This is a genomic window from Salinicoccus siamensis (assembly GCF_042429615.1).
Classification (GTDB): Bacteria; Bacillota; Bacilli; order Staphylococcales; family Salinicoccaceae; genus Salinicoccus; species Salinicoccus siamensis.
Window position 1 is genome coordinate 17,878 of the sequence record NZ_JBHMAH010000001.1, and the last position, 24,873, is coordinate 42,750.

Below are 24,873 nucleotides of genomic sequence, written 5' to 3' on the forward strand. Positions count from 1 at the left end.
GCAACCTATAGATAAAACCATGCTATATATTTAAATATGTAGTACCAGCATACGAGGGTGAGTATACTGAGGAAAAACTTCTCGATCCGCCCACCTGTCTTTACAGTGATGGGAAAGCGTATTACGATCGGCAACGGAAAGAATAAACGAATGCCATTATGGGTAGCCATATCAAGCAGATAATGGCTGATCATCCCAGCAAGAAGACCGTACTTTATAAGATCATCCGAGAAAATCTGATCGGTGATGAGTGATATCAGGACAAGGAATAGTAGGCTATGTGTGACGGTACGATGCCCAAACAGCAGGTTGATGAGTTTCGATAGAAATGGGAACTGACGCCCAATCCTGCTACCGCTATGACATATATCCGGCAATAACGCGCCCACTATACCTGCGGTTGTTATGATGAAAGGGCTCTCGCCGATGCCATAGGACACTGCAAGGCTTGCTGCGATCCCCCCGATTAAATGTGTTTTTCCAGTCATGGCTGTTACCTCCTAAATGCAGTCAGATAAATATTATAATACAATCTAAGGTTATTTTCCCGGCAAACGCAGAAAAATCTAAGGTGATTTATGTCCATTGACGTATAATAAGCTTATCCTATCGATTTGAAGGGAATGTAAAGTACGAATATCCTGGAAATCGATTTGATCATCAAGCAGGCGTGAGGAAGTATGGAAGTGCAGGAACAGTGAGGCCCCCTTGGAGAAATATAAATTTGAGGGGAGACTGGCAAAACAATAGAGGAGGAGCATTATAATATGAAAGGAACAAATAGAGCGGACATCAATATAGGCAGCACAGTTAAAGTGGTTCAGAAACATCACCAGAAGTCTGGACAGCTGACTGAAGGGAAAGTAGCAAGAATTTTGACCAATTCTCCAAACCACCACCATGGCATTAAAGTAAAGCTTGAAGATGGGACTGTGGGTAGGGTCAAAGAAATCGAATCGTAAAAATAAGCGCCCCTAAAGGCGCTTATTTTTATAGAGTCATATATGATCAAAGTCATCAGGGGATCCGCGGTAGACGCGGAATGCAAGGAATATGGCAACGAGTGAGAAGAGGAAGGCGATGAAATAGACGAGTTCCACTCCGGCAACCATGGCCTGGGCAATAGTTACAGGATCATCAGGTCGTTCTGCAACATTGAGGTAGGCAGCTTGTCTCGCATTCAATATACTGATGAATACAGATACTCCAATGGCACCAGCCAGCGGCTGTAATGTTGAGATGACGGCTGTACCATGAGGGTATAGATCCTTAGGCAATTGATTGAGACCGTTTGTCTCGACTGGCATCATAATCGCAGAAACCGAAACCATCAATAGAATGAAACTGATGAGGATGGTCCAAATTGAACTATCCACATCCAGTCGACTCATCGTGAACATGGTTACAGCCAGTACGATGGAGGCAGGTATCATCAACGGCCGGGGCCCGAACTTATCGAAAAGACTGCCCATGAATGGGGATAAGGCACCGTTCAGAAGACTACCTGGCAGCAGCAACACTCCTGCAGTCGCCGCACTTAGCGCAAGTGGCCCCTGCATATATACTGGGAGTATGATTTCTGACGCAAACATAGTCATGATGATGATCAGAAACATGAAGGCGGCTTGACGGAACATAGGATATTTGAAGACCCTCAAGTCCATAATCGGATCATCCAATTTAAATTGCCGCCACGCGAATAGGGCGATTCCAATGAAGCCGATCAATATGGTTTCGACTACTTCCGGGGTCAAAAAACCAGCTTCACTCTGTCCAGCGGAACTGAAACCATAAATTGTCGCTCCAAACCCGACTGTAGAAAAAAGTATGGAAAGCAAATCAATTTTGGGCTTTGTAATTTCTGAAACATTAAGCAAGAAGAAATAAGCAAATATTATTGAAAATAAAGTAAACGGAATAACAGAGATGAATAAGAATCTCCAACCAAGATATTCTACAATGATACCTGATAGCGTTGGGCCGAGTGCTGGCGCAAACATGATCACCAGACCAATTATACCCATGATTTTCCCTCTGCGGTGGGGTGGATAGAGGAGTAGGAATACATTGAAGAGTATGGGAATCAGCATGCCAGTTCCAATGGCCTGAATAAAACGCCCAAGAAGTAGTATGCTAAATACAGGCGCAGAAGCTGCTATCAACGTTCCTAAAGTGAATATGGCCATCGTCCCTAAGAACAGCTGGCGGGTGGGGAACCACTGTATCACCAGTGCAGAGATGGGGATGACTACGCCCATGACGAGCATGAAGCCTGTAGCCATCCATTGGACAGTGGGTAGCGTGATGTTGAATTCTTCCATCAGGGTCGTAAACGCGATGTTAAGAAGTGTTTCATTTAGTATGGCAAAAAAAGCACCTATGATGAGCGACAGCATTATCGGGAGCGTTTTAACATCAGGATTTTCGGAAAGATATTCGTAATTAGTGTCGTTCGTCATGGTCAACCTCCTGATTATGTATTGGAACAAATTACTTCAGTCTATGGGTACATTCCAATATAATATTATGTATATATGATATGTACAAGCAGATAGACTTACGTGGAGGAGATAAATATGCGCTGCGGAACGAAATGTTTTATCGTCACTATAGAGATGGACCAGCAGACATTTGTCGAAGAAATCGGGGCAAGGAGTCAGGCAGAAGCAAGAAAAATGACAAGACATCACTATGGAAATGAAGCTAAAGTGAAAAGGATCATAAAAAAGACGGACTGATGAAATAAATATACATGACATCGCAGCAAACGGGTATAGATGTATTGAAACCTAAAAAACGCATTATCCAATAAGGAGGAATACATATGGAAAGATTCAAGGCACTTGTTGCAGATAAACAAAACGATAAAATGGAAATGAACATAAAAGAATTAGGCATAAAAGATTTATCAGAAGGAGAAGTAGTCATCCGAGTAGCCTACTCAAGCGTCAATTATAAAGATGGCATGGTGGGTGTGACTGGTGCTATAGCTGAAACCTTCCCGATCATACCCGGTATAGATCTCGCAGGCACCGTTATCTCTTCAGAAGATGATCGGTTCAAAAAAGGGGACGAAGTGATTGCGACAAGCTATTACATCGGCACACGCCATAGTGGTGGATTCAGTGAAGTGGCACGCATACCTGCTGAGTGGGTGGTGCCGCTTCCTGAAGGATTGACTAAAAAAGAAGCAATGGAAATCGGGACTGCCGGTTTTACTGCAGCATTATCGATCCAGAGGCTTGAAGATAACGGGCTTGCTCCAGGAGATGGTGAAGTACTGGTCGATGGTGCCAGTGGGGGCGTCGGTAGTATCGCCATCAACATGCTTGCAGGCAAAGGATATGAGGTGGTTGCAAGTACAGGGCGTACAGAAGAAGCAGAATATTTGAAGTCTCTTGGAGCGCGGAAGGTCATCCACAGGGATGAAGTGACTGATACAGACGGAAAATCTACACGCAAAAGAAGATGGAAGGCGGCAATCGACCCAGTGGGGGGCAAAACGCTCCAGTATATATTAAGCAGTCTGGACTATGGTGGTTCTGTTGCGACATGTGGGCTTGCTGGAGGTATCGAGGTCGAGACTACAGTGCTCCCATTCATTTCCCGGGGAATAAACTGGTTGGGTATCGATTCGGTGAAGTACCCGATGGAAAAACGTTTGGAAGTGTGGGAAAGGTTGGCCAGTGACATGAAGCCAGCCGCTCTTGGCACACATATCGCACATGAGGTGACGCTTGAAGAATTGCCTGATACGTTGCGGGATATTTTAAATGGAAAAGTGAGAGGGCGCGTCATAGTAAGGTTATAAAAGGGTGCCCTTCATCCTGGTGTAGGATGAAGGGCATTTTTCATTTATCTATTGAGCATAGGCCTCTTCTTCAAGTTTTTTGATTTGTGCTTCGACATACTCGGGTGAGAGGTCATTTTCTATGATATATCTATTCCTTGAGTGCTTGCTGCATTCCAATGAACAACCACCAAGATGTTTCGCCTCATTTTCTTCTGAGGCAAGAATCTGATCGTTGCAATCCGGATTGGCACAGTTGATATAGCGCTCACAAGGCGTGCCGTCGAAATGGTCGCGCCCTACGATGTTATGCTCCACCTGGTTGACTGGAACTGTCAATCTTTCATCGAAGACATACATCATACCGTCCCAGTTTTGACCTTTTGCGACAGGATCTTTTCCGTAGGTAACGATGCCTCCGTGGAGTTGCCCGACATCTTCAAAACCCTCACGTTTCAACCATCCAGAAAATTTCTCGCAACGTATGCCCCCCGTGCAATATGTCAGTATGCGTTTGCCTTCAAGCATATCACGGTTTTCTCTTACCCAGTCAGGTAGGTCGCGAAATGTTTCCACTTCGGGGCGGATGGCACCACGGAAATGACCAACGTCATATTCATAGGTATTCCTGGCATCGAGCACAATTGTATCCTCGTCTTGCATCTGCTCAAGAAAGTCTGCAGGCGCCACATATTCACCTGTCAACTCACGTGGATTGATATCATCTTCCAGACTCAAGTTGACGAGCTCAGGTCTCGGACGCACATGCATCTTCTTGAAAGCATGACCCTCTTCCTCATCAATTTTGAAGGTGATTCCTTCAAAGAGTGGGTGCTCCTTCATATATGCCATATACTTCTCAGTATCCTCCACTGTGCCGGACACAGTACCGTTGATACCTTCTTCGGCTACAAGTATGCGGCCTTTAAGATCCATGCTTCTACATAGTTCAAGATGTTCTGAAGCGAATGCTTCCGGGTCCTCGATATCAACATAATAGTAGTACAGTAATACTTGATATTTCATTGTCTTTTCCACCTATCAATTATATTTGCAGGATATACCTGATAGTTGCATGAACACTTCATGCAATACTTCATTATACCAATAACCCGTCTGATTTTAAAGCCTCCCTTGTAAAAGTGGATATTCATGAAAGCGGCAGTATGATGAAGGGATAGAATTAACATCTTGGACATGATCCGATAGCTTGGATAGTGGAAATTTCCTATAAAAATTGATAAAATCATATAATTGGATATTTAGTGATGAGAGGTAGATGGCTATGAATAGGAAAAAGGCACTTGTTGTTTTCTCGGGAGGCCAGGACAGTACGACCTGCATGTTCTATGCAATTGCCCATTACGATGAAGTAGAGTTAGTCACTTTCAATTATGGGCAACGTCACAGCAATGAAATTGAAGTGGCAAAAAGTATAGCGGAGGAGCAGGGGCTTAAACATCATATATTGGATATGTCATTGCTTGGCCAATTGAGTCCTAATGCCTTGACGGCACATGACATGGAAATTACGAAAGAAGCAGATGAAGAGATGCCGAATACGTTCGTTCCAGCCAGAAATATGCTGTTCTTATCCTTTGCGACGGCGCTGGGTTATCAGATAGGCGCAGGTACAGTCATCACGGGCGTCTGTGAGACAGATTACAGCGGCTATCCTGATTGCCGGGATATTTTTGTCAAATCGATGAATGTAACGGCAAATCTTGCCATGGATCGCAACTTCGTCATAGAAACACCGCTCATGTGGCTCGATAAGAAGGAAACGTGGGCGATGGCAGACGATTATGGCAAATTGGAATATGTACGGGAAAAGACATTGACTTGCTACGAAGGGTTCATCGGCGATGGATGCGGAGAATGCCCGGCCTGCAGGCTTAGAAATGAAGGATTGAATGCCTACTTGAACGAAAGGGATTGAGATAATGAATTATAATACTCCGATGCATGACTATACATTTGAACTAAATAAAGACTTCAATTTTTCTGCTGCACACTATATTCCTGATGAGCGGGCAGGGAAATGCAGTAATGTGCATGGCCATACGTACCATGTGAATATTACGATTGCAGGAAACGAACTGGATGAATTGGGTTTCCTGGTCAATTTCGGGGAGCTCAAATCACTGATAAGTAGTGCGTTTGATCATACGCTCCTTAATGACCATAAACGTTTTAGGGATGTGCCCCCAACTTCAGAAACGATGGCTAAAACGATATATGAAATGGTGACGGAATATATATCCGAATTGGATAACAATCCGGTATGTCTTCAAGTTATTCTGAGGGAGACACCAACAAGTTATGTCGTATACCGTCCTAAAAAGGAGATGCGATGATGAGAGTCCCAGTACTGGAAATTTTTGGCCCCACATTCCAAGGGGAAGGTGCTGTAATCGGACAGAAGACCATGTTCGTCAGAACAGCAGGGTGTGATTATAGCTGCAGCTGGTGCGATTCGGCATTTACCTGGGATGGGTCTCAAAAGGATCGTATTAGAATGATGACGGGAGAAGAAATTTTAGCAGAACTAGATGGCCTTGCGCCAAACAACTATAGCCACGTTACCATTTCCGGGGGGAATCCTGCTCTGTTGAAAAACATGTCTGGCTTTGTGGAACTTGCCAAAGAAAGAAATATTCAGATGGCTGTAGAAACACAAGGTACCGTTTTCCAAGAGTGGATGAAAGACATTGACGATGTCACCATCAGCCCAAAACCGCCAAGCTCCGGCATGGTGACAGATTATGGAAAACTGGAGAAGGTAATGGCAGGGCTGGATGCTGGTGGGGCTTGCTATAATTTTAAAGTAGTGGTCTTTGATGAACAGGATTTTGAATATGCGGCACATATCCATCAGAAATATCCGGATGTTGCATTCTACCTGCAAGTAGGCAATCCATTCCTTGGAGATAATGTTGCAGACCATACCAACAAATTACTTGAGCGTTATAACAATCTAGTGGACATGACTATGAAAGACCAAAGAATGAATGATGCCAGAGTACTTCCGCAGCTTCACACATTACTCTGGAGCAACAAACAAGGCGTATAATGAGATGGAGAGGTTCTTAGCACCACCCTCTATAAAAAACTGAGGCATACAGCGGATGGCTGTATGCAAAAAGGAGTATTACAATGCATAATGAAAACACTAAAGATCTGAGTCTCCTGGGGAATCAGGAAGTGAAATACGACTTCGATTATAACCCTAAACTTTTGGAGACGTTCGATAACAAGTATCCTGACCGGGACTACTTTGTAAAATTCAATTGTCCTGAATTCACTACGCTTTGTCCCATCACGAATCAGCCTGACTTTGCGACTGTCTATATCAGCTATATACCAGACGTGAAAATGGTTGAAAGCAAATCATTGAAGTTGTACCTATTCAGTTACAGAAACCATGGTGGCTTTCACGAGAGCAGTATGAATCTGATCATGGATGATCTGATTGAATTGATGGATCCGAAATATATAGAAGTGTGGGGCAAATTCACCCCGCGGGGAGGGATCTCGATCGACCCATACTGCAATTATGGCCGTGCAGGAACCAAGTATGAAGAGATGGCGCACTACCGCATGATGCATCACGACATGTACCCTGAAAAGGTAGATAATCGATAAGAATAAATAAAGCGCCCATCCAGGGCGCTTTACTTATTCAGATACAGTCTTGTTGGACTTATTGAATGTAATGATTTTATACAAATGATATATCGCTCCGTAAAGTACTAGTAAGGGTGTGATGATGAGCAATAGGAAAAATAGAGTGCCTCCAAATTCACGCAAACCGAAATTCGAGAAAAACTCCTGCGTAGCAACATCCTCCAGCGGCGGATAGAATACAAAAATGTAGATTAAAGTAATGACTGCAAGTGTGAGTATGTAGAAAATCATATTGGTGATATGGTAGGGCATGGTGTACTTATCGAACTTAAACATATTAAAAAAACCCCTCTATATTCATTCTACAGACATTATACACTATAATAGGGCTATGTGAATATAAAAAAAGTGAAAATGATGAATTATGGAAATATTAGGAGGTATAATATGATCAGACAAGCAAGAAAAAAAGATTTGAGCCGGGTTATGGAAATAAAAGAAGCAGTCGTCCCCCTGATGGTTGCTGCAGGGAATACCCAGTGGAGTCCGGAGTACCCCAATGCCCAGCGCTTCACCAAAGATATAGAGGCGGGAACTTTGTATGTCTATGAATCGGATGAAGAGATAGTCGGGTTTGTGGTGGTGGATGATGAGCACCCCAAACCTTATGAAGAAATATCCTGGGAAGTGGAAGCTTCACAGGCGAAAGCAATGCATCGTATGGCAGTCGATCCTGGGGCACAGGGACAGGGAGTCGCCAGAAAAATGATGGAATCGATAGCGGAGATACTAGAGCAGCAAGGTATCAAAGGCATTCATACAGACACATCACTAGAAAATGAACGGATGCAGAAACAATTTGAACGTAATGGCTATCATTACAGAGGGAAGCTCCATCTCGATGATAATATAGAGGACTGGTATATCGCCTATGAAATAACATTTTAGCACTAGTGAATGCATTCTAATGTTTTTTTAACGCGCTTAGATGGTGTAGTATATAAGAGGGAACAACAATTGAATAGGAGGAGTTATTGTGAAATTGTTATTGAAGCTGATAACCGGCATCGTGGTCGGTATTGGCGTGGGTGCCCTATACTATGGGGTGGGTGGAGCAGGTGGTCTTGGAGCTTTCCTTGAATTCCTGGTCAGGTTGTTCATTACGATAAAGTCTATTATTGGAAGCTTCATATTCTTCATGATTCCATTGATTATACTCTTTTTTATCGCAAATGGAATTTCAAAGATAGGTATAGGATCCGGGAAAGTTGTCGGGGTCACCTTGGGTACAGCATACATATCGACACTTGGTGCAGGACTTCTTGCGTATATGGTGGCAATGATGGTGATGCCGCGCATCACTAATGGAGGCAGTGTCCCAGAAGAGGCAGCCGGCCTCGAACCCTTCTTTACATTTGAAATAGCACCATTGATGGATATACTTACAGCGCTTGTATTGGCTTTCGCCTTCGGTATAGTCATTACTCTCACGCGCTCAGAAGTGATGGAGAAATGGTTTGAGGAAGGAAAGAATATCGTTGAGTTTCTGATCCAGAAAGTTGTCATTCCAATTCTGCCGTTTTATATAGCTGGCGTGTTTGCAGAAATGGCTTCACAGGGGACGGTATTCAACACATTATCTGTATTTGGACTTGTACTGCTTGTGGCAGTCGCCCTTCACTGGATCTGGATCACTATCCAATATACGATTGCCGGTGCATTACTTGGCAAAAATCCTTTCAAGATGATTAAAACGATGATGCCTGCCTATTTTACTGCGCTCGGTACGATGAGCAGTGCAGCGACGATACCGGTCACCTTGCAGCAGACGAAAGATAATGGCATACGGGGGCGGATAGCAGACTTTGTCATCCCGCTTTGTGCAAATATTCATCTCTCGGGCAGTACGATAACGATAGTCAGCTGTTCAATTGCAGTCATGTCGGTATTGCCCGAATATCAGCTGCCAGGTTTTCTCGCAATGCTCGGTACGATAATGCTCCTTGGAGTAATCATGATTGCGGCGCCTGGAGTGCCTGGTGGTGCAATCATGGCAGCAAGTGGTGTCCTAGTCACCAACCTCGGCTTTACAGAAGCGGCTGTTGCCTTCATGATTGCACTGTATATGGCACAAGACAGCTTTGGTACAGCAGCGAATATTACAGGTGACGGAGCGGTTAGTGCCATTGTCGATGCCTACGAAAGAAAATTGAATAAATAGCGGGAAAAATTGCATATGAATGATTGCCCTTCAAATGTTCTACTTGAGAAAGTCGAGAGTTTGGAGGGCTTTTCTGTAGGCAATAAGAGAGGGAAATGAAAAGATTTCGGGTTTATATCACTTGTACGGCCAGAATTGGATGATCTGTAACATTTACGAGTCATAGAATCCCCAAGCGACTGGAAATATGTTTATAATAGTAGTTATGATTATATGGATAAAGGATGCACTCTATGAATAAGTTTTTGTATTTCATCATCGTCATTTGCTTTTTGGATCTGTTCATTCAGCTGCCAATCATCACCCCATTCGCATTATCACTTGGTGCTGATGAATATGCGGCAGGTATCATTGTAGCGATATATTCTTTGTTTAATATAGTGGGCAATATATTTGGCGGATTTTTCTCTGATAAACTCGGGAGAAAGAACATGCTGCTTCTCGGAATGGGCTTACAGATCTTCATTCTGTTGTTGTATACCGTAGTGCCGACTGTAGGACTTCTCATTGTCATACGGGTTATACATGGCTTTTCTAGTGGTTTACTGACACCCGCTGCATTCAGCCTTGTAGCTGATATATCCCGTAGGTCAGCAATTGGTAAATCAATGGCGTTGACTGGAGTATCCATAGGGGTTGCTGCAGTACTTGGGCCCGCACTCGGCGGCATCATATCCAGCCAGGCTAGCTACCAGATGGTATATCTTGTCATGTCGGGCATATTCGTATTTGGTATTCTGCTGATTCTCCTGACTGTCAATGAGAGTACAACAGTGAAGAGTCGTGAAGAGCACTATACTACGAACTTTGGTGAAATCATCATAAGGCCCTCCCTGATAGTGGCTTATATCTCTGCGTTCACTCTAATGGTTTCAAATGGTTCACTAGCATTCGGCCTGCCGCTTAAAGTTGCTGAGGTTGGATTATCGGACCAATCAACAGGCGCGATGCTTAGTGTATTTGGCATCACGGCCATCGTTATTTTTGCGAGTCCGCTCAATAGGATATACACAGACTATAGTCCGGTGTCACTTGTATCCTTTGGGGTTCTGATTGTAGGCTTTTCCATGATGGCTCTCCACATCGTCCCTACAGCTTTGCTGATCTATCTTGTGATGATCCTCTATGGTATTGGCTTTAGCCTGATTTTCCCTTCTATGAATAAGATAATTGGGCAAAATACGGAAATATATGAGCGGGGGAAAGCCAATGGGATATTCTATTCATTCTTTTCCCTGGGATCTGTAGCAGGTGCCTATTTATCGGGAATCTTTGCTACGTATTTTACAACTCCTTTCCTTTTCATTGGAATGATACTCATCATATTGCTGAGCGGCATCCAGTATGCACATAAGAAAAGTGGCGTTTAATATCTCCAGTCAAAGAAGCATAAGGACTAAGGGTGTGGTTATGTGAAAAATGTTTTGCTTATGGGTACCAACGGTAGAATAGGGGGAAATCTTTATGAAGAATTGAAAGGTGACTTCAATCTTTTTGCGTTTTCAAGTCCGAATCAAATAAACAACGAGATGGATATCACGTTTTTGAAAAAAGATCTGTTTATTTTACCTGAAGTGGAAGAAGCACTGAAGGGAATCGATACGGTGCTCTTTTTCGAAGACCCAATAATGCGGTTGAACAGGCAGACGCAAGGACGCTTTGAGGACTTTTATATTTTGATAGCGGACAATATCGCCAGAGCTGCGCAACTACATGAAGTCGAACAGATAATATTCATCGCAGATGAGGTCAGTGATCCTTATATTGTTGAAGTGCTGGCTGCGTTTGGTGCAAAGGTGCGGGTCACACAGACTCCAATTAAAAGATACGGCAAGACCCTATCCTACAAAACAACCGATTATAACAGTGTGCGGAGTGTACAGCGCGCTCGCCTGCCCCGTGGCTGGAACATCGAAGATGTTGGGAAATATTATTTTGACTGGCTCGATAATATACTTTACGGGCTCATCAATATCAGATATGAAAAACAAACAATCAACATGTACCTCCCCAAAAAGGCGCGCCCTATCCTCGTCATCGAATATGATGCAAAAAGCAGCTATAACGGTCTTGAAATCTATAGGATAAAGGGCGGCAGCCTATCGAAAAAATTAATGAATAAAACACCCAGGTTTGAATTCAGAGCACTGCCGGGCGGGGAAGATTTCCTTATGGCACTGCATGATTTTGAACCCAAGCTTTCCTGGGGCATCTACCAAATCGTACAGGCCCCTTTATACACATTGATCAACCGCATATATCAAGTGGAGATGATCATAAATAACCAGGCACCGGGCTCACATAATCGTCCTAATCTGGAACGATGAAAAAACGGGACAATCGATTAACCGATTGTCCCGTTTCATATTAGTGGATGAATGTATGGTTGGATACTTGTGATGAACTGATGGTCCTGAAGCTTTTAACACCTTTACCGCTACCGAAGTTCATTTCGGAAATGAGGATGGAACCGTTGGAATTGATGCGTTCCACTACGGCTACATGTCCAAAGCTCCATGCATAGTTCGTCCATGCTTCCGTCTGCATGATGGCGCCGACTGAAGGTGAATTGTTGACCCTATACCCTTCGCTTCTTGCTCCATTGTCCCAGTCGTAGGCGTTACCCCAATTGTTTCCGACAGGTTTTCCGAGCTGTTTGCGGCGTTCGAAGACGTACCATGTGCAATCGCCCCAGTAGTAGTAGTTCGTGCCGTATGATGTGCCTGAAGGAGCAGGCGCCGATATTTTATCAGAGATTGATGTATCGTTATTGGAATCCGGCTTGCTTACAGAGCTTGAACTTCCACTGACGCTCAACTTTTGTCCAACATAGATGACAGTTGAAGATAGGTTGTTCAAGTTCATGATTTTTCTGTATGTAGTACCGTATTTATTGGCAATTTTACTTAGCGTATCTCCGGATTTTACGGTATATGTACCATTAGAGCTTGCACTGGAGTCTGAGCTTGACGTTGAACTGGAGTCGGAGGTATTGGAACTGCTGGAACTACTAGAAGGTTTAGAACTTCCATCGACACTCAGTTTCTGACCCGGATAAATGATATGTGAAGAAATATTATTATTTTTCATTAATGTACGGTAATTCATGCCATGTGCAGATGCAATCTTGCTAAGTGTATCACCAGGTTTCACAGTGTATGTGCCGCTGGATGAATTGGACGTACTTGCTGATGAATTTGATGATGAGCTTGAACTCGAAGAGCTAGAGCTGCTTGAACCGCCTTCTACAGTAAGTTTTTGGTTAATGTAGATCATGTCTGAAGATAGGCTGTTCCAAGATTTGAGTTGGGCCACGGATACATTATTCTGGTTGGCAATCTTCCAAAGTGTGTCTCCACCTTGTACTGTGTATGATGATGCTTCAACCTGATCTGCGAGACCATATGTAGAGAGTGCAGCTGTAGCTGTAAGAGCTGTGATGGCTTTTTTCATGAATATATTGACCTCCTAAGATGTATAATTGAATATGTGGTATATGATTTGAATGTTCTGATACTTCCTTGTCTGTGATTACAAAACATATAGTACCAAATTAAGAGGACAAATAGTGGAATGTAATAAAACTGTAATATAAACTCAATAACATTAATATATTCAGAATATTCTTGTAACGATAGGGGGATAAACTCCCTACAAGAGGGTATATGAATCGTGTTGATTTGGAGGGGGACGATAGAATGGCAAGAAAATACGATGAGCGGATGGCTTGGCTCTATTTCCTTTATTACTGGGTGATTTTTGGGATTGGTGCGTACTTTGGACAGTATCTGCCAGAGGAGTGGCGACCGACAGCGTCTGCAATGGTTTTTGGAATATTGATGATCTCAATATTCGTCCGGGGTTTTAACCGTAGTGGGCCAGTCATAAGCCACTTGTACGCGGTTCTTATAGGGCTTGTGTCATATGGAGTGTTTGAAAATTTCATCAACGATTTTGGGGCTGGTACTTTCTACCGGATCATCCTGATGGGAATAATTGTATTCATCTTTTTCGGTGTTATTGGTTATTTTTTTCTCAGGGATGTTAGGCATTGGGGAAAGTATTTATTTATCGCGTTGTTGGTTTTAATTGTGGCAACGCTGCTTAACTTCTTTATTGACTTACCCTATTTGACATTGTCTCTTACAATTGTAGGTCTGATATTATATCTGCTCTACACAATCTATGACTTCAACAGGATGAAGAATGGTAAGTTCAGCCCAAGGGAAATGGGGTTCAACCTGTTCATCAATCTGCTCGTCATCATAAAAAGGCTCCTCAGGCTATATCGGTATGTTAACAATAGGAGATAGATGGTATAGAATGATATATAATAGCATATAAACTTTTAATGAAGGAAGATGAAGTATGGGGCGTAAATGGAATAACATTAAAGAGAAAAAAGCTCAGAAGGATAAGGATACCAGCCGCATCAATGCCAAATTCGGGCGGGAAATATATGTGGCCGCCAAAAAAGGCGAGCCTGACCCTGAGAGCAACCAGGCGTTGAAAGCTGTCCTGGATCGTGCCAAAACATACTCCGTACCAAAGCACATCGTAGATAAGGCGATTGATAAGGCAAAAGGCAGTAATGAAGAGGCATTTGATGAACTCCGCTATGAAGGCTTTGGACCGGAAGGCACGATGATTATAGTCGATGCACTTACAAACAATGTGAACCGCACAGCTTCCGATGTCCGTGCAGCCTTCGGGAAAAATGGTGGGAACATGGGGGTAAGTGGTGCAGTCAGTTATATGTTCGATGCGAAATCTGTGTTCGTCTTTGAAGGATTCGACCCGGAAAGTATAATGATGGAACTGATGGAGAAGGATCTCGATGTGGAGGACGTGAGAGAAGAGAACGACTTCACAGTTGTATACGGACCGCCTCAAGCTTTCCATGATTTGAAGAAATCACTAGATGGCATGGGGGTTGAAGACTATGAAGTGGCAGAACAGACGATGATTGCGCAAAACGAAGTATCATTGGACGAAACTTCAAAGGATCAATTTGAGACATTAATCGAAGCACTGGATGAACTGGAAGATGTGTCTAACATCTATCACAATGTTGATTTAAGCAAATAAATGGAGGAGGAAGCATAATGAACTTTGGCTATGAAGGTAAGGTTGCTGTAATTACAGGAAGCAGTCAGGGGATAGGACGAAAAACTGCCGAACAGATGGCTCGACTTGGGGCAAAAGTCATGCTTGTCGCTCGAGGTGAGAATCAACTTCAAGAAGCTAAAAAAGAAATAGCACAATTTGGGGAAGTGGATTACATTGTTGCCGATGTGAAAGAAAACGACTCAGCAGAACGGATCATCGAAGAAACAATCAAACGTTATGGCCGTTTGGATGTATTGGTCAATAATGCAGGAGGGTCATTTGCGAAACCATTTGAAGAAGTGGCAATTTCAGACTGGGAAGATGATCTGGACTTGAAACTGCTGGCAGCAGTCAGAATGTCCAAAGCTGCCCTCCCCCATATGAAGGAAGACGGTGGGGCAATCCTCAATCTGACGGCTGTCCTCGGTAAAACACCGCCGTCATCTTCATTGCCGACGACTGTTTCGCGTGCCGCAGGCATGGCAATGACAAAGGCAATGAGTAAAGACCTTGGAAAATATGGCATTCGGGTCAATACAGTGTGCATTGGCCTCATAAGGAGTGCGCAAATAGAAAAGAAATGGCAAAATGAAGCACCTGAGCTGACTTGGGAGGAATATTCGAAACTCGATCGCCATAATATTCCACTCGGCAGGATAGGAGAGACCGAGGAAGCAGCGAATGTCATAACATTCCTTTGCTCTGATCTTGCGTCCTACATTAGTGGGGACGCCGTCAATATAGATGGTGGCTCAGGCCATGCCTTATAGAGTATTAACGCCTACGGGCGTTTTTTTATTGCTTTAAAATTACACCAGCTATATTATTTAGAATAATACAATAGAATGTAAGCAAGAAGATGATTGGACTGGATATCGATTAAAAATGGGGGTGAGGTATATGAACCTTGAAGTGGTACAACTTGATAAATCGTTTACCGGAAAAAAGTGGTAGACTCAATCACTTTGTCTGTTGAATCTGGAACAATCCATGGGCTTTTGGGATTCAATGGGGCAGGTAAGACCACTTTCATGAAACTACTCAGTGTCATCTATAGACCAGATGATGGATGCAGAAGAAATTACAATTTCAATGAATCAGGAATTCAATATTCTGGGAATCGAATGATCAGCTGTGTCTGTAGAATTTAATCCTTCACATTCTTCCTCTGATTTTTGTATAATTGAGGGAAGGAGATGACCGTGATGAAAACCAAATATCTCGATAAAAGAGGATGGAGACGTCTTCTCCGCTCTGATTATAGAGAAAAGATCATCCATTATGAAGACGAAAAGATATTGGTGGGTCTGCTGGACATCCATAAGGTCCGCTCACCCCTGACCGTATCGATATTGGATGAGAAGGTGAAGGTGTGCGACAATCGATACAGTTGGTTGCAGATTCTTCCTGAAAAAAGGAAGTATAGCATAACTGTGATGTATGATGCCCGTGGCAAAGTACTGCAATACTATTTCGATATCAATATCAAGCACATCCTCGAACTCGGCAATGCCAGACGCAAGGATATTTATCTTGATGTCTTGGCTCTTCCAGATGGTCGTTATGAACTGGTCGATGAGAAGGATATAGCACGTGCCGTAAGAAGGGGCCATATATCAAAAAAACAATATGATTTTGCATATAAGGCTGCAAATGAATTAATGGGAGAAATTGATGGGAACTTTGAACGGTTCATCAGTTTGGCTGAATACTGTAAAAAAATGATGAAATGAAAAAGGCAGCAGGGAAGTGATCATTTCCCTGCTGCCTTTCTGTTAAGTTGTCGTGAAGCCCCCACCATTGACATGAAGGACCTGTCCCGTCATGTAACTTGAGTCTTCAGAGGCCAAAAGCACATAGCATGGAGCAAGTTCACTCGGCTGCCCACGCCTGCCCATCGGTGTTTCATGACCATGCTTTTCGACTTTCTCGGCATCGAAAGTGGCAGGGATGAGTGGGGTGTATATAGGGCCTGGGGCCACACCGTTTACACGAATCCCCTTATCCGCAAGATTGGCGGATAATGAACGTGTGAGTGATGTGATGGCGCCATTTGTTGCAGAGTACTCGATTAGCTCGGGAGAACCTCTATATGCGGTTACACTCGTTGTGTTGACTATGGCATCTCCTTTCTCAAGATGTGGAAGAGCGGCTTGAGCCATGAATATGAAACCATATACATTTGTTTCAAAGGTGGTCTTCAGCTGTTCTTCTGTAATTTCAAGGAGATCTTCAGTCGGATATTGCACACCGGCATGGTTGACCAGTATATTCAATTTACCGAAATTATCCACTGTAAATTCTACGAGTTCTTTACATTCGGATTTTTTTGTGACGTCAAATGACTTGATTTCACACTTCACACCATATGACTGCACAACTTTTTTAGTTTCCTCAGCATCCTTGTCCTCATCGAGGTAACCAATGACCAGATCTGCACCTTCTTTAGCATAAGCCACTGCCACGGCACGTCCTATACCGGAATCTCCACCGGTGATGATGGCGACTTTGCCTTTTAGCTTACCGCTGCCTTTATAATACTCTGCGTCGTATATGGGAGCTGGATCCATAGTATGTTCAGTGCCAGGTTGCTCTTCCTGGGTGTATCCTTTTATCTCTTCGTCAATGCGTTCATACTTGTTCTTGCTACTCATGTTAAATCTCCTTCCCTAATATTTAATGTAATGTGCATCTACCCGTTATTTTCATCATCTACACCCCAAAAGCTGATGATTGTAAAATAAAGTTTTTATGATAAGATTTTCTTATCAGTGAAAGGGGAATGAATAGATGAAGGTCGATGATTATAAACTTCTGGTCACATTGGATGAAACACGCACCTTGAGGAAGGCTGCTGAAAAACTATTCATATCTCAACCAGCTGTCAGTCAAAGGCTGAAATCGATAGAAGATGAGTGGGGCGTCAAAATTTTCATCCGGACCAAAAAGGAACTTTATGTAACAGGGGAAGGCGAAAAAATCATCGAGCATGCACGCGATGTTACTGAAAAAGAGGCATTGGTGAAAGAATATATTCGAAGTAATGAAAATTCCATCCAGGGCAACTTATCGATAGGAGTATCATCGCTCATAGGACACACCATCTTGCCTGAAATATTGTCCCAATACTTGAAACTATACCCTAATGTAAATATAAAGATAAAGGTGGGCTCATCCCAGCAGATCATCGATGAGCAGAATGACTTCCATATATCGATCGTCAGAGGAAGCCGCATTCTCAACAAGCAGAATGAATTGTTGTTCGTCGATAGGCATTACTTGGTCACCCCCATTGGAAAAGAAGAGGAAAAGCGGTTACCTATAATAGAATTTCAGGCAGACCCGATATATATTAGTGAAATTGAACGTTTTTTTGAAGAACGCTTCAAAAGAAAATATGAATCACAGATCAAGGTCGACCAGATTGCAACTTGTCGGGCTCTTCTCCTTGAGGGCATAGGCATGACGGTTTTACCCGAGATAGTCTTGAAGGATTTCGATAAAAGTCAATTCAACATCGACGAAGTATTACATGAAGAACGTGCGATAACCCGCGACACCTATATTGCTTTTGATAAGAGTGTCATGGCACTTCCACAAGTCGAAGCATTTTTGAAATTAGTGCGGACGTTTGTGAATGCAGATTCAGTAGAATTCAGGTGACAACAATAAGTAGATGGGTTTAATGTAAAAGGAAGAAACTTATATTTTGTGATACTGCTATGTTATCCAGTCCCTCAGGGTAATTGCCATGTCTCATACGGGGCAATGGGAGTATCTTCCACCCTATGTTTGTTAAAATGAAATTAAAAAGGAGAGATTCGATGGAAATCGTCTGGTGGCTCATCGTCATTGCATCATTCATATTGGGTTTTCTTGGCCTTGTTTTCCCGGTTATACCTTCTATCCTGATGTTTTGGGCGGGTTTTCTAGTATTCCAATTTGCAATAGATGGAGAAGCGTTATCATGGATGTTCTGGCTTATCATATTCGTACTGACACTCTTGGTGTTGTTCAGTGATTTTATTGCAAACAGTTATTTTGTTAAAAGATATGGGGGGACGAAACGGGGGGAGTATGCCTCTATAGCCGGGGTCATCATCGGTATGTTCCTCTACCCCCCATTTGGCATCATATTTGTCCCGTTTGTTTTTGTGCTCGTTGTGGAACTTCTCAACTCAAAAGACATCAATCAAGCTTTGAAAGCTTCTGTAGGTTCATTGCTCGCTTTTGTATCGAGTGCTGTTTTCAACCTTGTCGTCTATGTGCTTATGGTTGTCTGGTTCCTGCTTGATGCACTTCTATTTTAAAAATATCCTTCCCTTTGCATACACCAGTGACATTAAAAAATGATATGATTATAGACGAATGGAAAGAGTGATCTGATGAAACGTATGATGGCAATCATAATGCTGTTCTCCATTGCGGGGTGTTCTGGAGAAGATAGCCAGGCTGAAAAAGATCTGGAGGAAGTAAACCAGGAGAATCGGTCGATAGAAAACAAAGTGCAAAATCTAAAGAATGAAAATGCCCAGTTGAAAGAAAATATTGAGGCGAAGCAAGAAGAGCTTAATGCGCTTCAGGATTCTAACGCAGAATCTCAGGATAAAAGCAAAACAGAGGCAGATGATACTGATTAAAGGTAATTGATTTGGGAATATATACAGTAAATAATTGAGAGTGAGGAGATTTAATATGCATGAGGAGAAGTTCAATATCATTGAAGGCAAGCAGATGACCCTTGAATCCCTGGGACATGAATTGGAACAGATAACAGGTTTATCGGTTCGGGACTTCAAAGGTGATGCATCACGCTCTGTTGCCACTAAACCAAATCAAGATCAGGATTTTGAGACATTCAACGTCCGGTATGACTTCAAAGAATCAAACGACTTTGTAGACGTAGTGTTTACAGTCAAGAAGGAAAGGTCTTTGGAGGACTACAATCTTGATGAAGCTGAAGTGACGGTACAACTCATCACCTATAAAAGGGAAGGTGCGCCACAAGAGAATGAGAGTGATAAAATCAGCGAGTAGGCCCAGTGCTTGCTCTTTTTTGGTGATATTACTTCAGCCGTATAAAGGAAATCAAACGCTTATAATATAGATGGAAAGTGGTTGTGAGAGCGGATGAAATATATAAAAACCAAAAGGCTTATCCTACGAGATTGGCAGGATAGTGACATCCATCCTTTTATAAAAATGAACCAGGATCCAGATGTCAGAAGATATTTCCCCAGTAGATTATCTGAAGAGGATTCGAGAAATTTTATAAGAGAAGCGCAAAAGGATATAGAGGACAGAGGGTTTGGTCTTTTTGCGATTGAGCGACGCGATAATGGGGCGTTTATCGGCTTTGCTGGTATGCAGGTTCTCGAAGAAGATGGGCCGTTCAGATTAGAGTTTCTACCGTGCATTGAGATTGGCTGGAGACTTTCAAAAAGAAATTGGAATCAGGGTTTTGCAACGGAAGCTGCACTTGGAGTCCTTAAATTTGCTGAACGGCATACAGACATTAAAGAAATATATGCATTGGCGGCTCAGAGAAACCAGCCTTCCATAAACGTAATGGAAAAAATCGGTATGGATAGAGTTGGTGAAATTTCGCATCCGTTGGTAGAAGATGGCCATTCATTGAAACCACATATCGTTTATAAGATGACAATATAGAACCAAAAAGACATCGATGTTATCATCGATGTCTTTTTGAGTCATATGATCTGATTTCAACAGGTTCGAAATCATCAAACCCTTTCAATATTTCATCTATATCTTCTGAAATGAACAGGTGGGTTAAATATTCTTCCTGTAGGAACCCTTCGGCAATCAAATTTTCAAACAGGTTGACGAGCGGGTCGAAGAATTGGTTGATATCAAGGATGCCAATCGGTTTTCTATGCAATCCTATCTGGCCCCATGTGAACATTTCGAAAAACTCTTCTAAAGTCCCCGCCCCGCCGGGCAGGGTAATGATTGCGTCTCCCAATTCTTCCATCAACGCTTTTCTCTCATGCATCGACTCCACAACACTCATATGTTGAACATCAGGGTGGGCCATTTCCCTATTGACGAGGAATTCAGGGATCACACCCTTTACGGTCCCCCCTTTTGACAAAGAACCGTCAGCAAGAGCCCCCATGAGTCCGACGGCGCCTCCTCCATACACGATGGTGATGCCGCGTTCAGCCAACGCGGCTCCCAGTCCGAATGCTTTTTCTTTGTAGAGATTGCCTTTGCCTTGGCTTGCGCCGCAAAAAACCGTCACGCTATTTACCTTCAAACTGCGCCACCTGCCTTTTCGTGTTTCTTGTATGAATGGTATGGATAATTACTTATATTGTTTTCTACGCTGTTTCTCTATCTTCTTCTCGAGTTTCATCTGTTTCTTTGATTTTGTCATTGAACTGGGTTCACCAGTTCTGCGTCCTATCTCTGAGACTCTTTCTTCCTGCATGGTACGGTGGCGATTAAAGAGGGAGTCCTGGTCGTCCGCTGAGGATGAAGATTTTGAGGTTGCGTGTTTTGGGTCCAGTATATTTTTATGCTTTGTAAAGAGTGGGCCATTTTCGTAAGTTTCCTCTTCATGTCCTTTAACATTCTTCTCGATGTAGTGGTTCATATTTTGGTTCATGTTGTCTAATCTCTCCTGTTCTTCATTATTGGGTGGTACTTCCCGAAGGTTGTCATCCTCTCTCGATGACGAGCGGTCAGATGTACCACCATCTTCTGTAGAGTATACATCATCCTGGTCATCTTCATCAGCAATCAATCGACTTGATGCATGATTATCTTCATATGCCAATGCAAACCCATAATTATCAGGATTGGATTTCATATCGGTTTTTATTTCAGGGGCTACAGGATCTGCTTCTTGGGAATCGTATGATACCCCATCATTGTTTTCATCTTGGGACTGCATTATTTTAGGGACTTCGGACTTTGGGATTTCTTTCAAACGGGATTTGCGGTGTTTTTCTTTATCTTTTTGGAAACGGGATTCCAAGGCCTCTGCTTCTTTCAGACTATCTTCATATTGCTTCATTTCTTTGGTGTGTAAGCGTTCGCTACGTTTCTCCTCTATGGCCCCGGACACTTTGGACAACGCCGTTCTGCCAGTCGTATACGTCGTGGCCCCGGCATTTTTTACCGTACTTAATGCATTGGTGCTCTTGTCTTTTGCAGCATGATAAGCATGAGAAGATTTCTCTTCGAGCTTTTGTACGTCAGGGTGCTGTTTAATCCGCTTTCTTTCATTTAGGAGAGGAACGAGGATAACCGGCAGGAGCGTTACTGCCTTTTTCACATTTTCATTCATTAGATTCAACCTCCGTGGTCTTCATATATGATGATTATAATATACCCTAGCCGATGTTTCATTAAACTGGTGGAGAAATCGTTTAGATGATGCGCTATAAAGGTATGGTTACAATAAAACAGGGAGGAATGCAGGTTGAAAAATATAACAGCACAGATGACATTAGGCGAGATTGTGACAGAAGTCCCAAAAGCCGGCGATATGATGCGGAAACTGAGAGTCGATTTTGCCAATGAGGGTGGACGGACATTGCAGAGTATAGGAGAAGCGCAGCAATTGCCACTTGAAAACCTCTTGTATGAAATAAATCAATACGATACTGAAAATATGGATGGCATTGATGTCAAGTATATGGACGAAGAGAGTCTCATCAAATATATTCAACGGAAGTATCATGAAGACTTGAAAGACGAATTGCCGGTATTGGAAGAATATGTTGAAAAAATGACCAAAGAAAATCGTGCCCTTGAGGAAGTGGAAACTGTTTTCCTTAACTTGAAGACTGCGCTCCTCGACCATACGAGGGATGAAGACGACAATGTATTTCCAATGCTTAAAGAATTCATGGCGACACCATCAGCCGAGTTGAAAGAGGCTTTAAAACCTCATTTGACAGAACTCGAAGATGAACATCGGAACGCGGTAGAGGCTTTTTGGCGAATGCGCGATCTGACGAATGATTTCACACCGGAAGAAGGAGACTCCGGAATCATACGCTTTGTATATCAAAGGATGGAAAAGTTGGAAAAAGATACGTTGGACCATGTCCATCTAGAAAACAATATCTTATTCAAGAATGTTAGAGAGGAACACTATGAGTGATTCACTAGAGTCCCCTGGCCTTTTAGGTCAGGGTTTTTATATTATGTAAACGATACATATATGCTTGAGGGTTATGACCATCATCAATTTCATATTAATACATCCCAAAAGTAGGAAATTCCCTAATATCTTTATAGGCGCTTTAGCCAGATAATATAGATATATGTTAATCAAATAGCAGAAATTTTGATGGGAGTGGCACAGATGGATGGTTTGTTTGGACTTAAGTTTTTCAAGCCTACTGAGAAGTTCAATGGTAACTGGTCGATTCTGGAAGAAAAGAGTCGCGAATGGGAAAAAATGTACCGTCAACGATGGAGTCACGACAAAGTAGTCAGAACGACACATGGAGTAAACTGCACGGGATCCTGTTCTTGGAAGGTCTTCGTCAAGAATGGGAATATAACTTGGGAAAATCAACAGACGGACTACCCTTCATGTGGTCCCGACATGCCGGAGTATGAACCGAGAGGATGCCCTCGTGGTGCTTCATTCTCATGGTATGAGTATAGTCCGATGCGCATAAAGTTCCCTTACATGAGAGGGGAGCTATGGCGCCTATGGCGAACAGCATTGGAAGAACAGCAGGACCCGGTGAAAGCATGGGCGAGCATCGTCGAAGACGAAGAGAAGGCGAAATCCTATAAGCAGGCAAGGGGGATGGGCGGTCATGTGAGAGTCAACTGGAAAGACGCCACACAACTCATAGCAGCTCAGCTCATATACACAATCAAGACATACGGACCGGATCGCATTGCAGGATTCACTCCAATTCCTGCCATGAGCATGCTCAGCTATGCAGCGGGTTCAAGATTCATTTCCCTAATTGGGGGCGAGATGCTCAGTTTCTATGACTGGTACGCCGATCTTCCGAATGCGTCTCCGCAGATTTGGGGGGACCAGACTGATGTACCCGAATCTGCAGATTGGTATAACTCCAATTATTTGATGATGTGGGGCTCAAATGTTCCGCTGACACGTACGCCGGACGCACACTTTATGACTGAAGTCCGATATAAAGGGACTAAAATCGTATCCGTTGCTCCAGACTATGCAGAAAATGTCAAATTCGCCGATAATTGGCTGGCACCAAATCCAGGAACAGACGCGGCACTGGCACAGGGGATGACGCATGTCATCCTGGATGAGTTCTATCATGAAAGAAAAGAACCGATGTTCATCGATTATGCCAAACGCTTTACAGACATGCCGTTCCTCATCCTGTTGGATGAATTTGAGGATACTTTGAAGGCCGGCCGGTTTTTACGGGAGAGCGATATTGGCCTTGAGTCAGAGCACGCAGAATGGAAGCCGGTCATACTGGACGGCAATACCGGCGAAATGATCGCTCCAAACGGTACGATGGGCCAAAGGTGGGAAGAAGGCAAGAAATGGAACTTGAAACTCGAAAAGGATGACGGAACTCCGATTGACCCGCGGATGATGGTTGAAAGTCCAGAATCGCAAGTAGTTGAGATTGTCTATCCATATTTTGATAATGCTGGAAATGGCACTTTCACCCGTCCCATCGCAGCACGCAAAGTGACCTTGGCAGACGGTACAGAGCGTTACGCAGCAACCATATATGACCTGATGTTGAGCCAGTACGGCATCAACCGCTTCGGTACTGAACACAAAGCAAAAGGATATGATGATGCATCTTCCATCTACTCCCCAGCATGGCAGGAGAAAGTAACGGGAATCAAACGATCACTTGTGGTACAGATCGCCCGTGAGTTTGCACAGAACGCTGTAGACACAGATGGACGCTCGATGATCATCATGGGAGCAGGCATCAATCACTGGTTCAACTCGGATACAATATATAGGGCCATCCTGAACCTGGTCATCCTGTGCGGATGCCAAGGTAAAAATGGGGGTGGCTGGGCCCATTATGTCGGCCAGGAAAAAGTAAGGCCGCTTGAAGGATGGGGCCAGGTAGCATTTGCAAAAGACTGGGGCGGACCATTGATCTGACCCCCTCCAGGT

Annotated in this window: 30 protein-coding genes and 1 pseudogene; 23 read left to right on the forward strand and 8 right to left on the reverse strand. The window is 43.3% G+C overall.

What is annotated here, in order from left to right:
• Positions 1-5 precede the first annotated feature (5 nt).
• Positions 6-488 carry a metal-dependent hydrolase gene (locus ACFFLE_RS00105; protein ID WP_380569077.1) on the reverse strand — a complete coding sequence of 161 codons (483 nt, stop codon included), beginning with the start codon at positions 486-488 and terminating at the stop codon, positions 6-8.
• A gap of 279 nt (positions 489-767) precedes the next feature.
• On the opposite strand from ACFFLE_RS00105, the gene ACFFLE_RS00110 reads away from it, so the two are divergent.
• Entirely contained in the window at positions 768-962 is a 195-nt protein-coding gene (locus tag ACFFLE_RS00110; RefSeq protein WP_380569079.1) for a YwbE family protein, read from the forward strand.
• Positions 963-998: 36 nt separating this feature from the next.
• On the opposite strand, the gene ACFFLE_RS00115 is transcribed toward ACFFLE_RS00110, so the two are convergent.
• Positions 999-2,459 (reverse strand): MDR family MFS transporter, encoded by a 1,461-nt coding sequence (locus ACFFLE_RS00115; protein ID WP_380569081.1) that lies wholly within the window; start codon positions 2,457-2,459, stop codon positions 999-1,001.
• Between the two features lie 117 nt (positions 2,460-2,576).
• Between ACFFLE_RS00115 and ACFFLE_RS00120 the strand changes: the two genes are divergently transcribed.
• Both ACFFLE_RS00120 and ACFFLE_RS00125 read left to right on the forward strand, forming a co-directional pair.
• On the forward strand, positions 2,577-2,738 hold the full coding sequence (locus ACFFLE_RS00120; RefSeq protein WP_380569083.1) for a hypothetical protein: 162 nt from the start codon (positions 2,577-2,579) through the stop codon (positions 2,736-2,738).
• Positions 2,739-2,824: 86 nt separating this feature from the next.
• Positions 2,825-3,811: an acrylyl-CoA reductase family protein gene (locus tag ACFFLE_RS00125; protein ID WP_380569085.1), complete on the forward strand. Its 987-nt coding sequence runs from the start codon at positions 2,825-2,827 to the stop codon at positions 3,809-3,811.
• Between the two features lie 48 nt (positions 3,812-3,859).
• On the opposite strand, the gene trhO is transcribed toward ACFFLE_RS00125, so the two are convergent.
• Positions 3,860-4,816, reverse strand: coding sequence for an oxygen-dependent tRNA uridine(34) hydroxylase TrhO (trhO, locus tag ACFFLE_RS00130; protein ID WP_380569087.1), 957 nt, complete (start codon positions 4,814-4,816; stop codon positions 3,860-3,862).
• Between the two features lie 259 nt (positions 4,817-5,075).
• Between trhO and queC the strand changes: the two genes are divergently transcribed.
• From queC to queF, 4 genes are all read left to right on the forward strand, one after another.
• Positions 5,076-5,729, forward strand: a complete 654-nt coding sequence (queC, locus tag ACFFLE_RS00135) for a 7-cyano-7-deazaguanine synthase QueC (protein WP_380569090.1) — start codon at positions 5,076-5,078, stop codon at positions 5,727-5,729.
• A 4-nt stretch (positions 5,730-5,733) separates the two neighbouring features.
• Positions 5,734-6,147: a 6-carboxytetrahydropterin synthase QueD gene (queD, locus tag ACFFLE_RS00140; RefSeq protein WP_380569092.1), complete on the forward strand. Its 414-nt coding sequence runs from the start codon at positions 5,734-5,736 to the stop codon at positions 6,145-6,147.
• The gene (gene queE / locus ACFFLE_RS00145) at positions 6,144-6,863 is read left to right on the forward strand and encodes a 7-carboxy-7-deazaguanine synthase QueE (protein ID WP_380569095.1); all 720 of its coding nucleotides are present in this window, start codon (positions 6,144-6,146) and stop codon (positions 6,861-6,863) included. Before queD ends, queE begins: the two co-directional genes overlap by 4 nt.
• 83 nt (positions 6,864-6,946) lie before the next feature.
• Entirely contained in the window at positions 6,947-7,435 is a 489-nt protein-coding gene (gene queF / locus ACFFLE_RS00150; RefSeq protein ID WP_380569097.1) for a preQ(1) synthase, read from the forward strand.
• A gap of 33 nt (positions 7,436-7,468) precedes the next feature.
• On the opposite strand, the gene ACFFLE_RS00155 is transcribed toward queF, so the two are convergent.
• Positions 7,469-7,753 (reverse strand): hypothetical protein, encoded by a 285-nt coding sequence (locus ACFFLE_RS00155; protein WP_380569099.1) that lies wholly within the window; start codon positions 7,751-7,753, stop codon positions 7,469-7,471.
• A 111-nt stretch (positions 7,754-7,864) separates the two neighbouring features.
• Here ACFFLE_RS00155 and ACFFLE_RS00160 point away from each other — a divergent pair, with 111 nt between their 5' ends.
• The 4 genes from ACFFLE_RS00160 to ACFFLE_RS00175 all read left to right on the forward strand — a co-directional run bounded on the left by ACFFLE_RS00160 (position 7,865) and on the right by ACFFLE_RS00175 (position 11,965).
• Positions 7,865-8,365: a GNAT family N-acetyltransferase gene (locus ACFFLE_RS00160; RefSeq protein ID WP_380569102.1), complete on the forward strand. Its 501-nt coding sequence runs from the start codon at positions 7,865-7,867 to the stop codon at positions 8,363-8,365.
• An 88-nt stretch (positions 8,366-8,453) separates the two neighbouring features.
• Positions 8,454-9,638, forward strand: coding sequence for a dicarboxylate/amino acid:cation symporter (locus ACFFLE_RS00165; protein ID WP_380569103.1), 1,185 nt, complete (start codon positions 8,454-8,456; stop codon positions 9,636-9,638).
• A 233-nt stretch (positions 9,639-9,871) separates the two neighbouring features.
• On the forward strand, positions 9,872-11,008 hold the full coding sequence (locus ACFFLE_RS00170) for an MFS transporter (protein WP_380569105.1): 1,137 nt from the start codon (positions 9,872-9,874) through the stop codon (positions 11,006-11,008).
• Between the two features lie 42 nt (positions 11,009-11,050).
• Positions 11,051-11,965 carry a Rossmann-fold NAD(P)-binding domain-containing protein gene (locus tag ACFFLE_RS00175; protein ID WP_380569107.1) on the forward strand — a complete coding sequence of 305 codons (915 nt, stop codon included), beginning with the start codon at positions 11,051-11,053 and terminating at the stop codon, positions 11,963-11,965.
• A 40-nt stretch (positions 11,966-12,005) separates the two neighbouring features.
• Here ACFFLE_RS00175 and ACFFLE_RS00180 read toward each other — a convergent pair whose 3' ends face one another.
• Complete coding sequence (locus tag ACFFLE_RS00180; protein WP_380569109.1) at positions 12,006-13,091, reverse strand: LysM peptidoglycan-binding domain-containing protein; 1,086 nt, start codon at positions 13,089-13,091, stop codon at positions 12,006-12,008.
• Between the two features lie 245 nt (positions 13,092-13,336).
• Here ACFFLE_RS00180 and ACFFLE_RS00185 point away from each other — a divergent pair, with 245 nt between their 5' ends.
• The 5 genes from ACFFLE_RS00185 (at position 13,337) to ACFFLE_RS00205 (ending at position 16,480) form a co-directional block, all read left to right on the forward strand.
• Positions 13,337-13,951, forward strand: a complete 615-nt coding sequence (locus ACFFLE_RS00185) for a Bax inhibitor-1/YccA family protein (RefSeq protein ID WP_380569111.1) — start codon at positions 13,337-13,339, stop codon at positions 13,949-13,951.
• A gap of 55 nt (positions 13,952-14,006) precedes the next feature.
• Positions 14,007-14,726, forward strand: a complete 720-nt coding sequence (locus ACFFLE_RS00190) for a YebC/PmpR family DNA-binding transcriptional regulator (RefSeq protein ID WP_380569113.1) — start codon at positions 14,007-14,009, stop codon at positions 14,724-14,726.
• Between the two features lie 17 nt (positions 14,727-14,743).
• The gene (locus ACFFLE_RS00195) at positions 14,744-15,517 is read left to right on the forward strand and encodes an SDR family NAD(P)-dependent oxidoreductase (protein ID WP_380569115.1); all 774 of its coding nucleotides are present in this window, start codon (positions 14,744-14,746) and stop codon (positions 15,515-15,517) included.
• Positions 15,518-15,694: 177 nt separating this feature from the next.
• Complete coding sequence (locus ACFFLE_RS00200) at positions 15,695-15,898, forward strand: ATP-binding cassette domain-containing protein (protein ID WP_380569117.1); 204 nt, start codon at positions 15,695-15,697, stop codon at positions 15,896-15,898.
• Between the two features lie 54 nt (positions 15,899-15,952).
• Complete coding sequence (locus tag ACFFLE_RS00205) at positions 15,953-16,480, forward strand: ribonuclease FAU-1 family protein (protein ID WP_380569119.1); 528 nt, start codon at positions 15,953-15,955, stop codon at positions 16,478-16,480.
• 42 nt (positions 16,481-16,522) lie between these two features.
• On the opposite strand, the gene ACFFLE_RS00210 is transcribed toward ACFFLE_RS00205, so the two are convergent.
• On the reverse strand, positions 16,523-17,401 hold the full coding sequence (locus ACFFLE_RS00210; protein WP_380569121.1) for an SDR family oxidoreductase: 879 nt from the start codon (positions 17,399-17,401) through the stop codon (positions 16,523-16,525).
• A 136-nt stretch (positions 17,402-17,537) separates the two neighbouring features.
• Between ACFFLE_RS00210 and ACFFLE_RS00215 the strand changes: the two genes are divergently transcribed.
• From ACFFLE_RS00215 to ACFFLE_RS00235, 5 genes are all read left to right on the forward strand, one after another.
• The gene (locus ACFFLE_RS00215) at positions 17,538-18,410 is read left to right on the forward strand and encodes a LysR family transcriptional regulator (RefSeq protein WP_380569122.1); all 873 of its coding nucleotides are present in this window, start codon (positions 17,538-17,540) and stop codon (positions 18,408-18,410) included.
• Positions 18,411-18,571: 161 nt separating this feature from the next.
• Positions 18,572-19,057: a DUF456 domain-containing protein gene (locus ACFFLE_RS00220; RefSeq protein ID WP_380569125.1), complete on the forward strand. Its 486-nt coding sequence runs from the start codon at positions 18,572-18,574 to the stop codon at positions 19,055-19,057.
• A 75-nt stretch (positions 19,058-19,132) separates the two neighbouring features.
• Positions 19,133-19,387: a hypothetical protein gene (locus ACFFLE_RS00225; RefSeq protein WP_380569127.1), complete on the forward strand. Its 255-nt coding sequence runs from the start codon at positions 19,133-19,135 to the stop codon at positions 19,385-19,387.
• 55 nt (positions 19,388-19,442) lie between these two features.
• Entirely contained in the window at positions 19,443-19,784 is a 342-nt protein-coding gene (locus ACFFLE_RS00230; protein WP_380569129.1) for a hypothetical protein, read from the forward strand.
• A 93-nt stretch (positions 19,785-19,877) separates the two neighbouring features.
• A complete protein-coding gene (locus tag ACFFLE_RS00235) occupies positions 19,878-20,417 on the forward strand; it encodes a GNAT family N-acetyltransferase (RefSeq protein ID WP_380569130.1) in 540 nt (179 codons plus the stop codon).
• A 22-nt stretch (positions 20,418-20,439) separates the two neighbouring features.
• On the opposite strand, the gene ACFFLE_RS00240 is transcribed toward ACFFLE_RS00235, so the two are convergent.
• Both ACFFLE_RS00240 and ACFFLE_RS00245 read right to left on the reverse strand, forming a co-directional pair.
• The gene (locus tag ACFFLE_RS00240; protein ID WP_380569134.1) at positions 20,440-21,027 is read right to left on the reverse strand and encodes an LOG family protein; all 588 of its coding nucleotides are present in this window, start codon (positions 21,025-21,027) and stop codon (positions 20,440-20,442) included.
• A 48-nt stretch (positions 21,028-21,075) separates the two neighbouring features.
• A complete protein-coding gene (locus tag ACFFLE_RS00245) occupies positions 21,076-22,062 on the reverse strand; it encodes a hypothetical protein (RefSeq protein WP_380569136.1) in 987 nt (328 codons plus the stop codon).
• A 135-nt stretch (positions 22,063-22,197) separates the two neighbouring features.
• Here ACFFLE_RS00245 and ACFFLE_RS00250 point away from each other — a divergent pair, with 135 nt between their 5' ends.
• Together ACFFLE_RS00250 and ACFFLE_RS00255 are read left to right on the forward strand one after the other, a co-directional pair.
• Positions 22,198-22,884 carry a hemerythrin domain-containing protein gene (locus tag ACFFLE_RS00250; RefSeq protein WP_380569139.1) on the forward strand — a complete coding sequence of 229 codons (687 nt, stop codon included), beginning with the start codon at positions 22,198-22,200 and terminating at the stop codon, positions 22,882-22,884.
• Between the two features lie 204 nt (positions 22,885-23,088).
• Positions 23,089-24,852, forward strand: a pseudogene (locus ACFFLE_RS00255) (molybdopterin-dependent oxidoreductase); the annotation flags it as partial.
• Positions 24,853-24,873 lie beyond the last annotated feature (21 nt).

What these genes read in the sequence shown, in the direction of transcription:
- ACFFLE_RS00105 (WP_380569077.1), bottom strand. Translation starts at nt 488, where the DNA reads ATGACTGGAAAAACACATTTAATCGGGGGGATCGCAGCAAGCCTTGCA.
- ACFFLE_RS00110 (WP_380569079.1), top strand. Translation starts at nt 768, where the DNA reads ATGAAAGGAACAAATAGAGCGGACATCAATATAGGCAGCACAGTTAAA.
- ACFFLE_RS00115 (WP_380569081.1), bottom strand. Translation starts at nt 2,459, where the DNA reads ATGACGAACGACACTAATTACGAATATCTTTCCGAAAATCCTGATGTT.
- ACFFLE_RS00120 (WP_380569083.1), top strand. Translation starts at nt 2,577, where the DNA reads ATGCGCTGCGGAACGAAATGTTTTATCGTCACTATAGAGATGGACCAG.
- ACFFLE_RS00125 (WP_380569085.1), top strand. Translation starts at nt 2,825, where the DNA reads ATGGAAAGATTCAAGGCACTTGTTGCAGATAAACAAAACGATAAAATG.
- trhO (WP_380569087.1), bottom strand. Translation starts at nt 4,816, where the DNA reads ATGAAATATCAAGTATTACTGTACTACTATTATGTTGATATCGAGGAC.
- queC (WP_380569090.1), top strand. Translation starts at nt 5,076, where the DNA reads ATGAATAGGAAAAAGGCACTTGTTGTTTTCTCGGGAGGCCAGGACAGT.
- queD (WP_380569092.1), top strand. Translation starts at nt 5,734, where the DNA reads ATGAATTATAATACTCCGATGCATGACTATACATTTGAACTAAATAAA.
- queE (WP_380569095.1), top strand. Translation starts at nt 6,144, where the DNA reads ATGATGAGAGTCCCAGTACTGGAAATTTTTGGCCCCACATTCCAAGGG.
- queF (WP_380569097.1), top strand. Translation starts at nt 6,947, where the DNA reads ATGCATAATGAAAACACTAAAGATCTGAGTCTCCTGGGGAATCAGGAA.
- ACFFLE_RS00155 (WP_380569099.1), bottom strand. Translation starts at nt 7,753, where the DNA reads ATGTTTAAGTTCGATAAGTACACCATGCCCTACCATATCACCAATATG.
- ACFFLE_RS00160 (WP_380569102.1), top strand. Translation starts at nt 7,865, where the DNA reads ATGATCAGACAAGCAAGAAAAAAAGATTTGAGCCGGGTTATGGAAATA.
- ACFFLE_RS00170 (WP_380569105.1), top strand. Translation starts at nt 9,872, where the DNA reads ATGAATAAGTTTTTGTATTTCATCATCGTCATTTGCTTTTTGGATCTG.
- ACFFLE_RS00180 (WP_380569109.1), bottom strand. Translation starts at nt 13,091, where the DNA reads ATGAAAAAAGCCATCACAGCTCTTACAGCTACAGCTGCACTCTCTACA.
- ACFFLE_RS00185 (WP_380569111.1), top strand. Translation starts at nt 13,337, where the DNA reads ATGGCAAGAAAATACGATGAGCGGATGGCTTGGCTCTATTTCCTTTAT.
- ACFFLE_RS00190 (WP_380569113.1), top strand. Translation starts at nt 14,007, where the DNA reads ATGGGGCGTAAATGGAATAACATTAAAGAGAAAAAAGCTCAGAAGGAT.
- ACFFLE_RS00195 (WP_380569115.1), top strand. Translation starts at nt 14,744, where the DNA reads ATGAACTTTGGCTATGAAGGTAAGGTTGCTGTAATTACAGGAAGCAGT.
- ACFFLE_RS00205 (WP_380569119.1), top strand. Translation starts at nt 15,953, where the DNA reads ATGAAAACCAAATATCTCGATAAAAGAGGATGGAGACGTCTTCTCCGC.
- ACFFLE_RS00210 (WP_380569121.1), bottom strand. Translation starts at nt 17,401, where the DNA reads ATGAGTAGCAAGAACAAGTATGAACGCATTGACGAAGAGATAAAAGGA.
- ACFFLE_RS00215 (WP_380569122.1), top strand. Translation starts at nt 17,538, where the DNA reads ATGAAGGTCGATGATTATAAACTTCTGGTCACATTGGATGAAACACGC.
- ACFFLE_RS00220 (WP_380569125.1), top strand. Translation starts at nt 18,572, where the DNA reads ATGGAAATCGTCTGGTGGCTCATCGTCATTGCATCATTCATATTGGGT.
- ACFFLE_RS00225 (WP_380569127.1), top strand. Translation starts at nt 19,133, where the DNA reads ATGAAACGTATGATGGCAATCATAATGCTGTTCTCCATTGCGGGGTGT.
- ACFFLE_RS00230 (WP_380569129.1), top strand. Translation starts at nt 19,443, where the DNA reads ATGCATGAGGAGAAGTTCAATATCATTGAAGGCAAGCAGATGACCCTT.
- ACFFLE_RS00235 (WP_380569130.1), top strand. Translation starts at nt 19,878, where the DNA reads ATGAAATATATAAAAACCAAAAGGCTTATCCTACGAGATTGGCAGGAT.
- ACFFLE_RS00245 (WP_380569136.1), bottom strand. Translation starts at nt 22,062, where the DNA reads ATGAATGAAAATGTGAAAAAGGCAGTAACGCTCCTGCCGGTTATCCTC.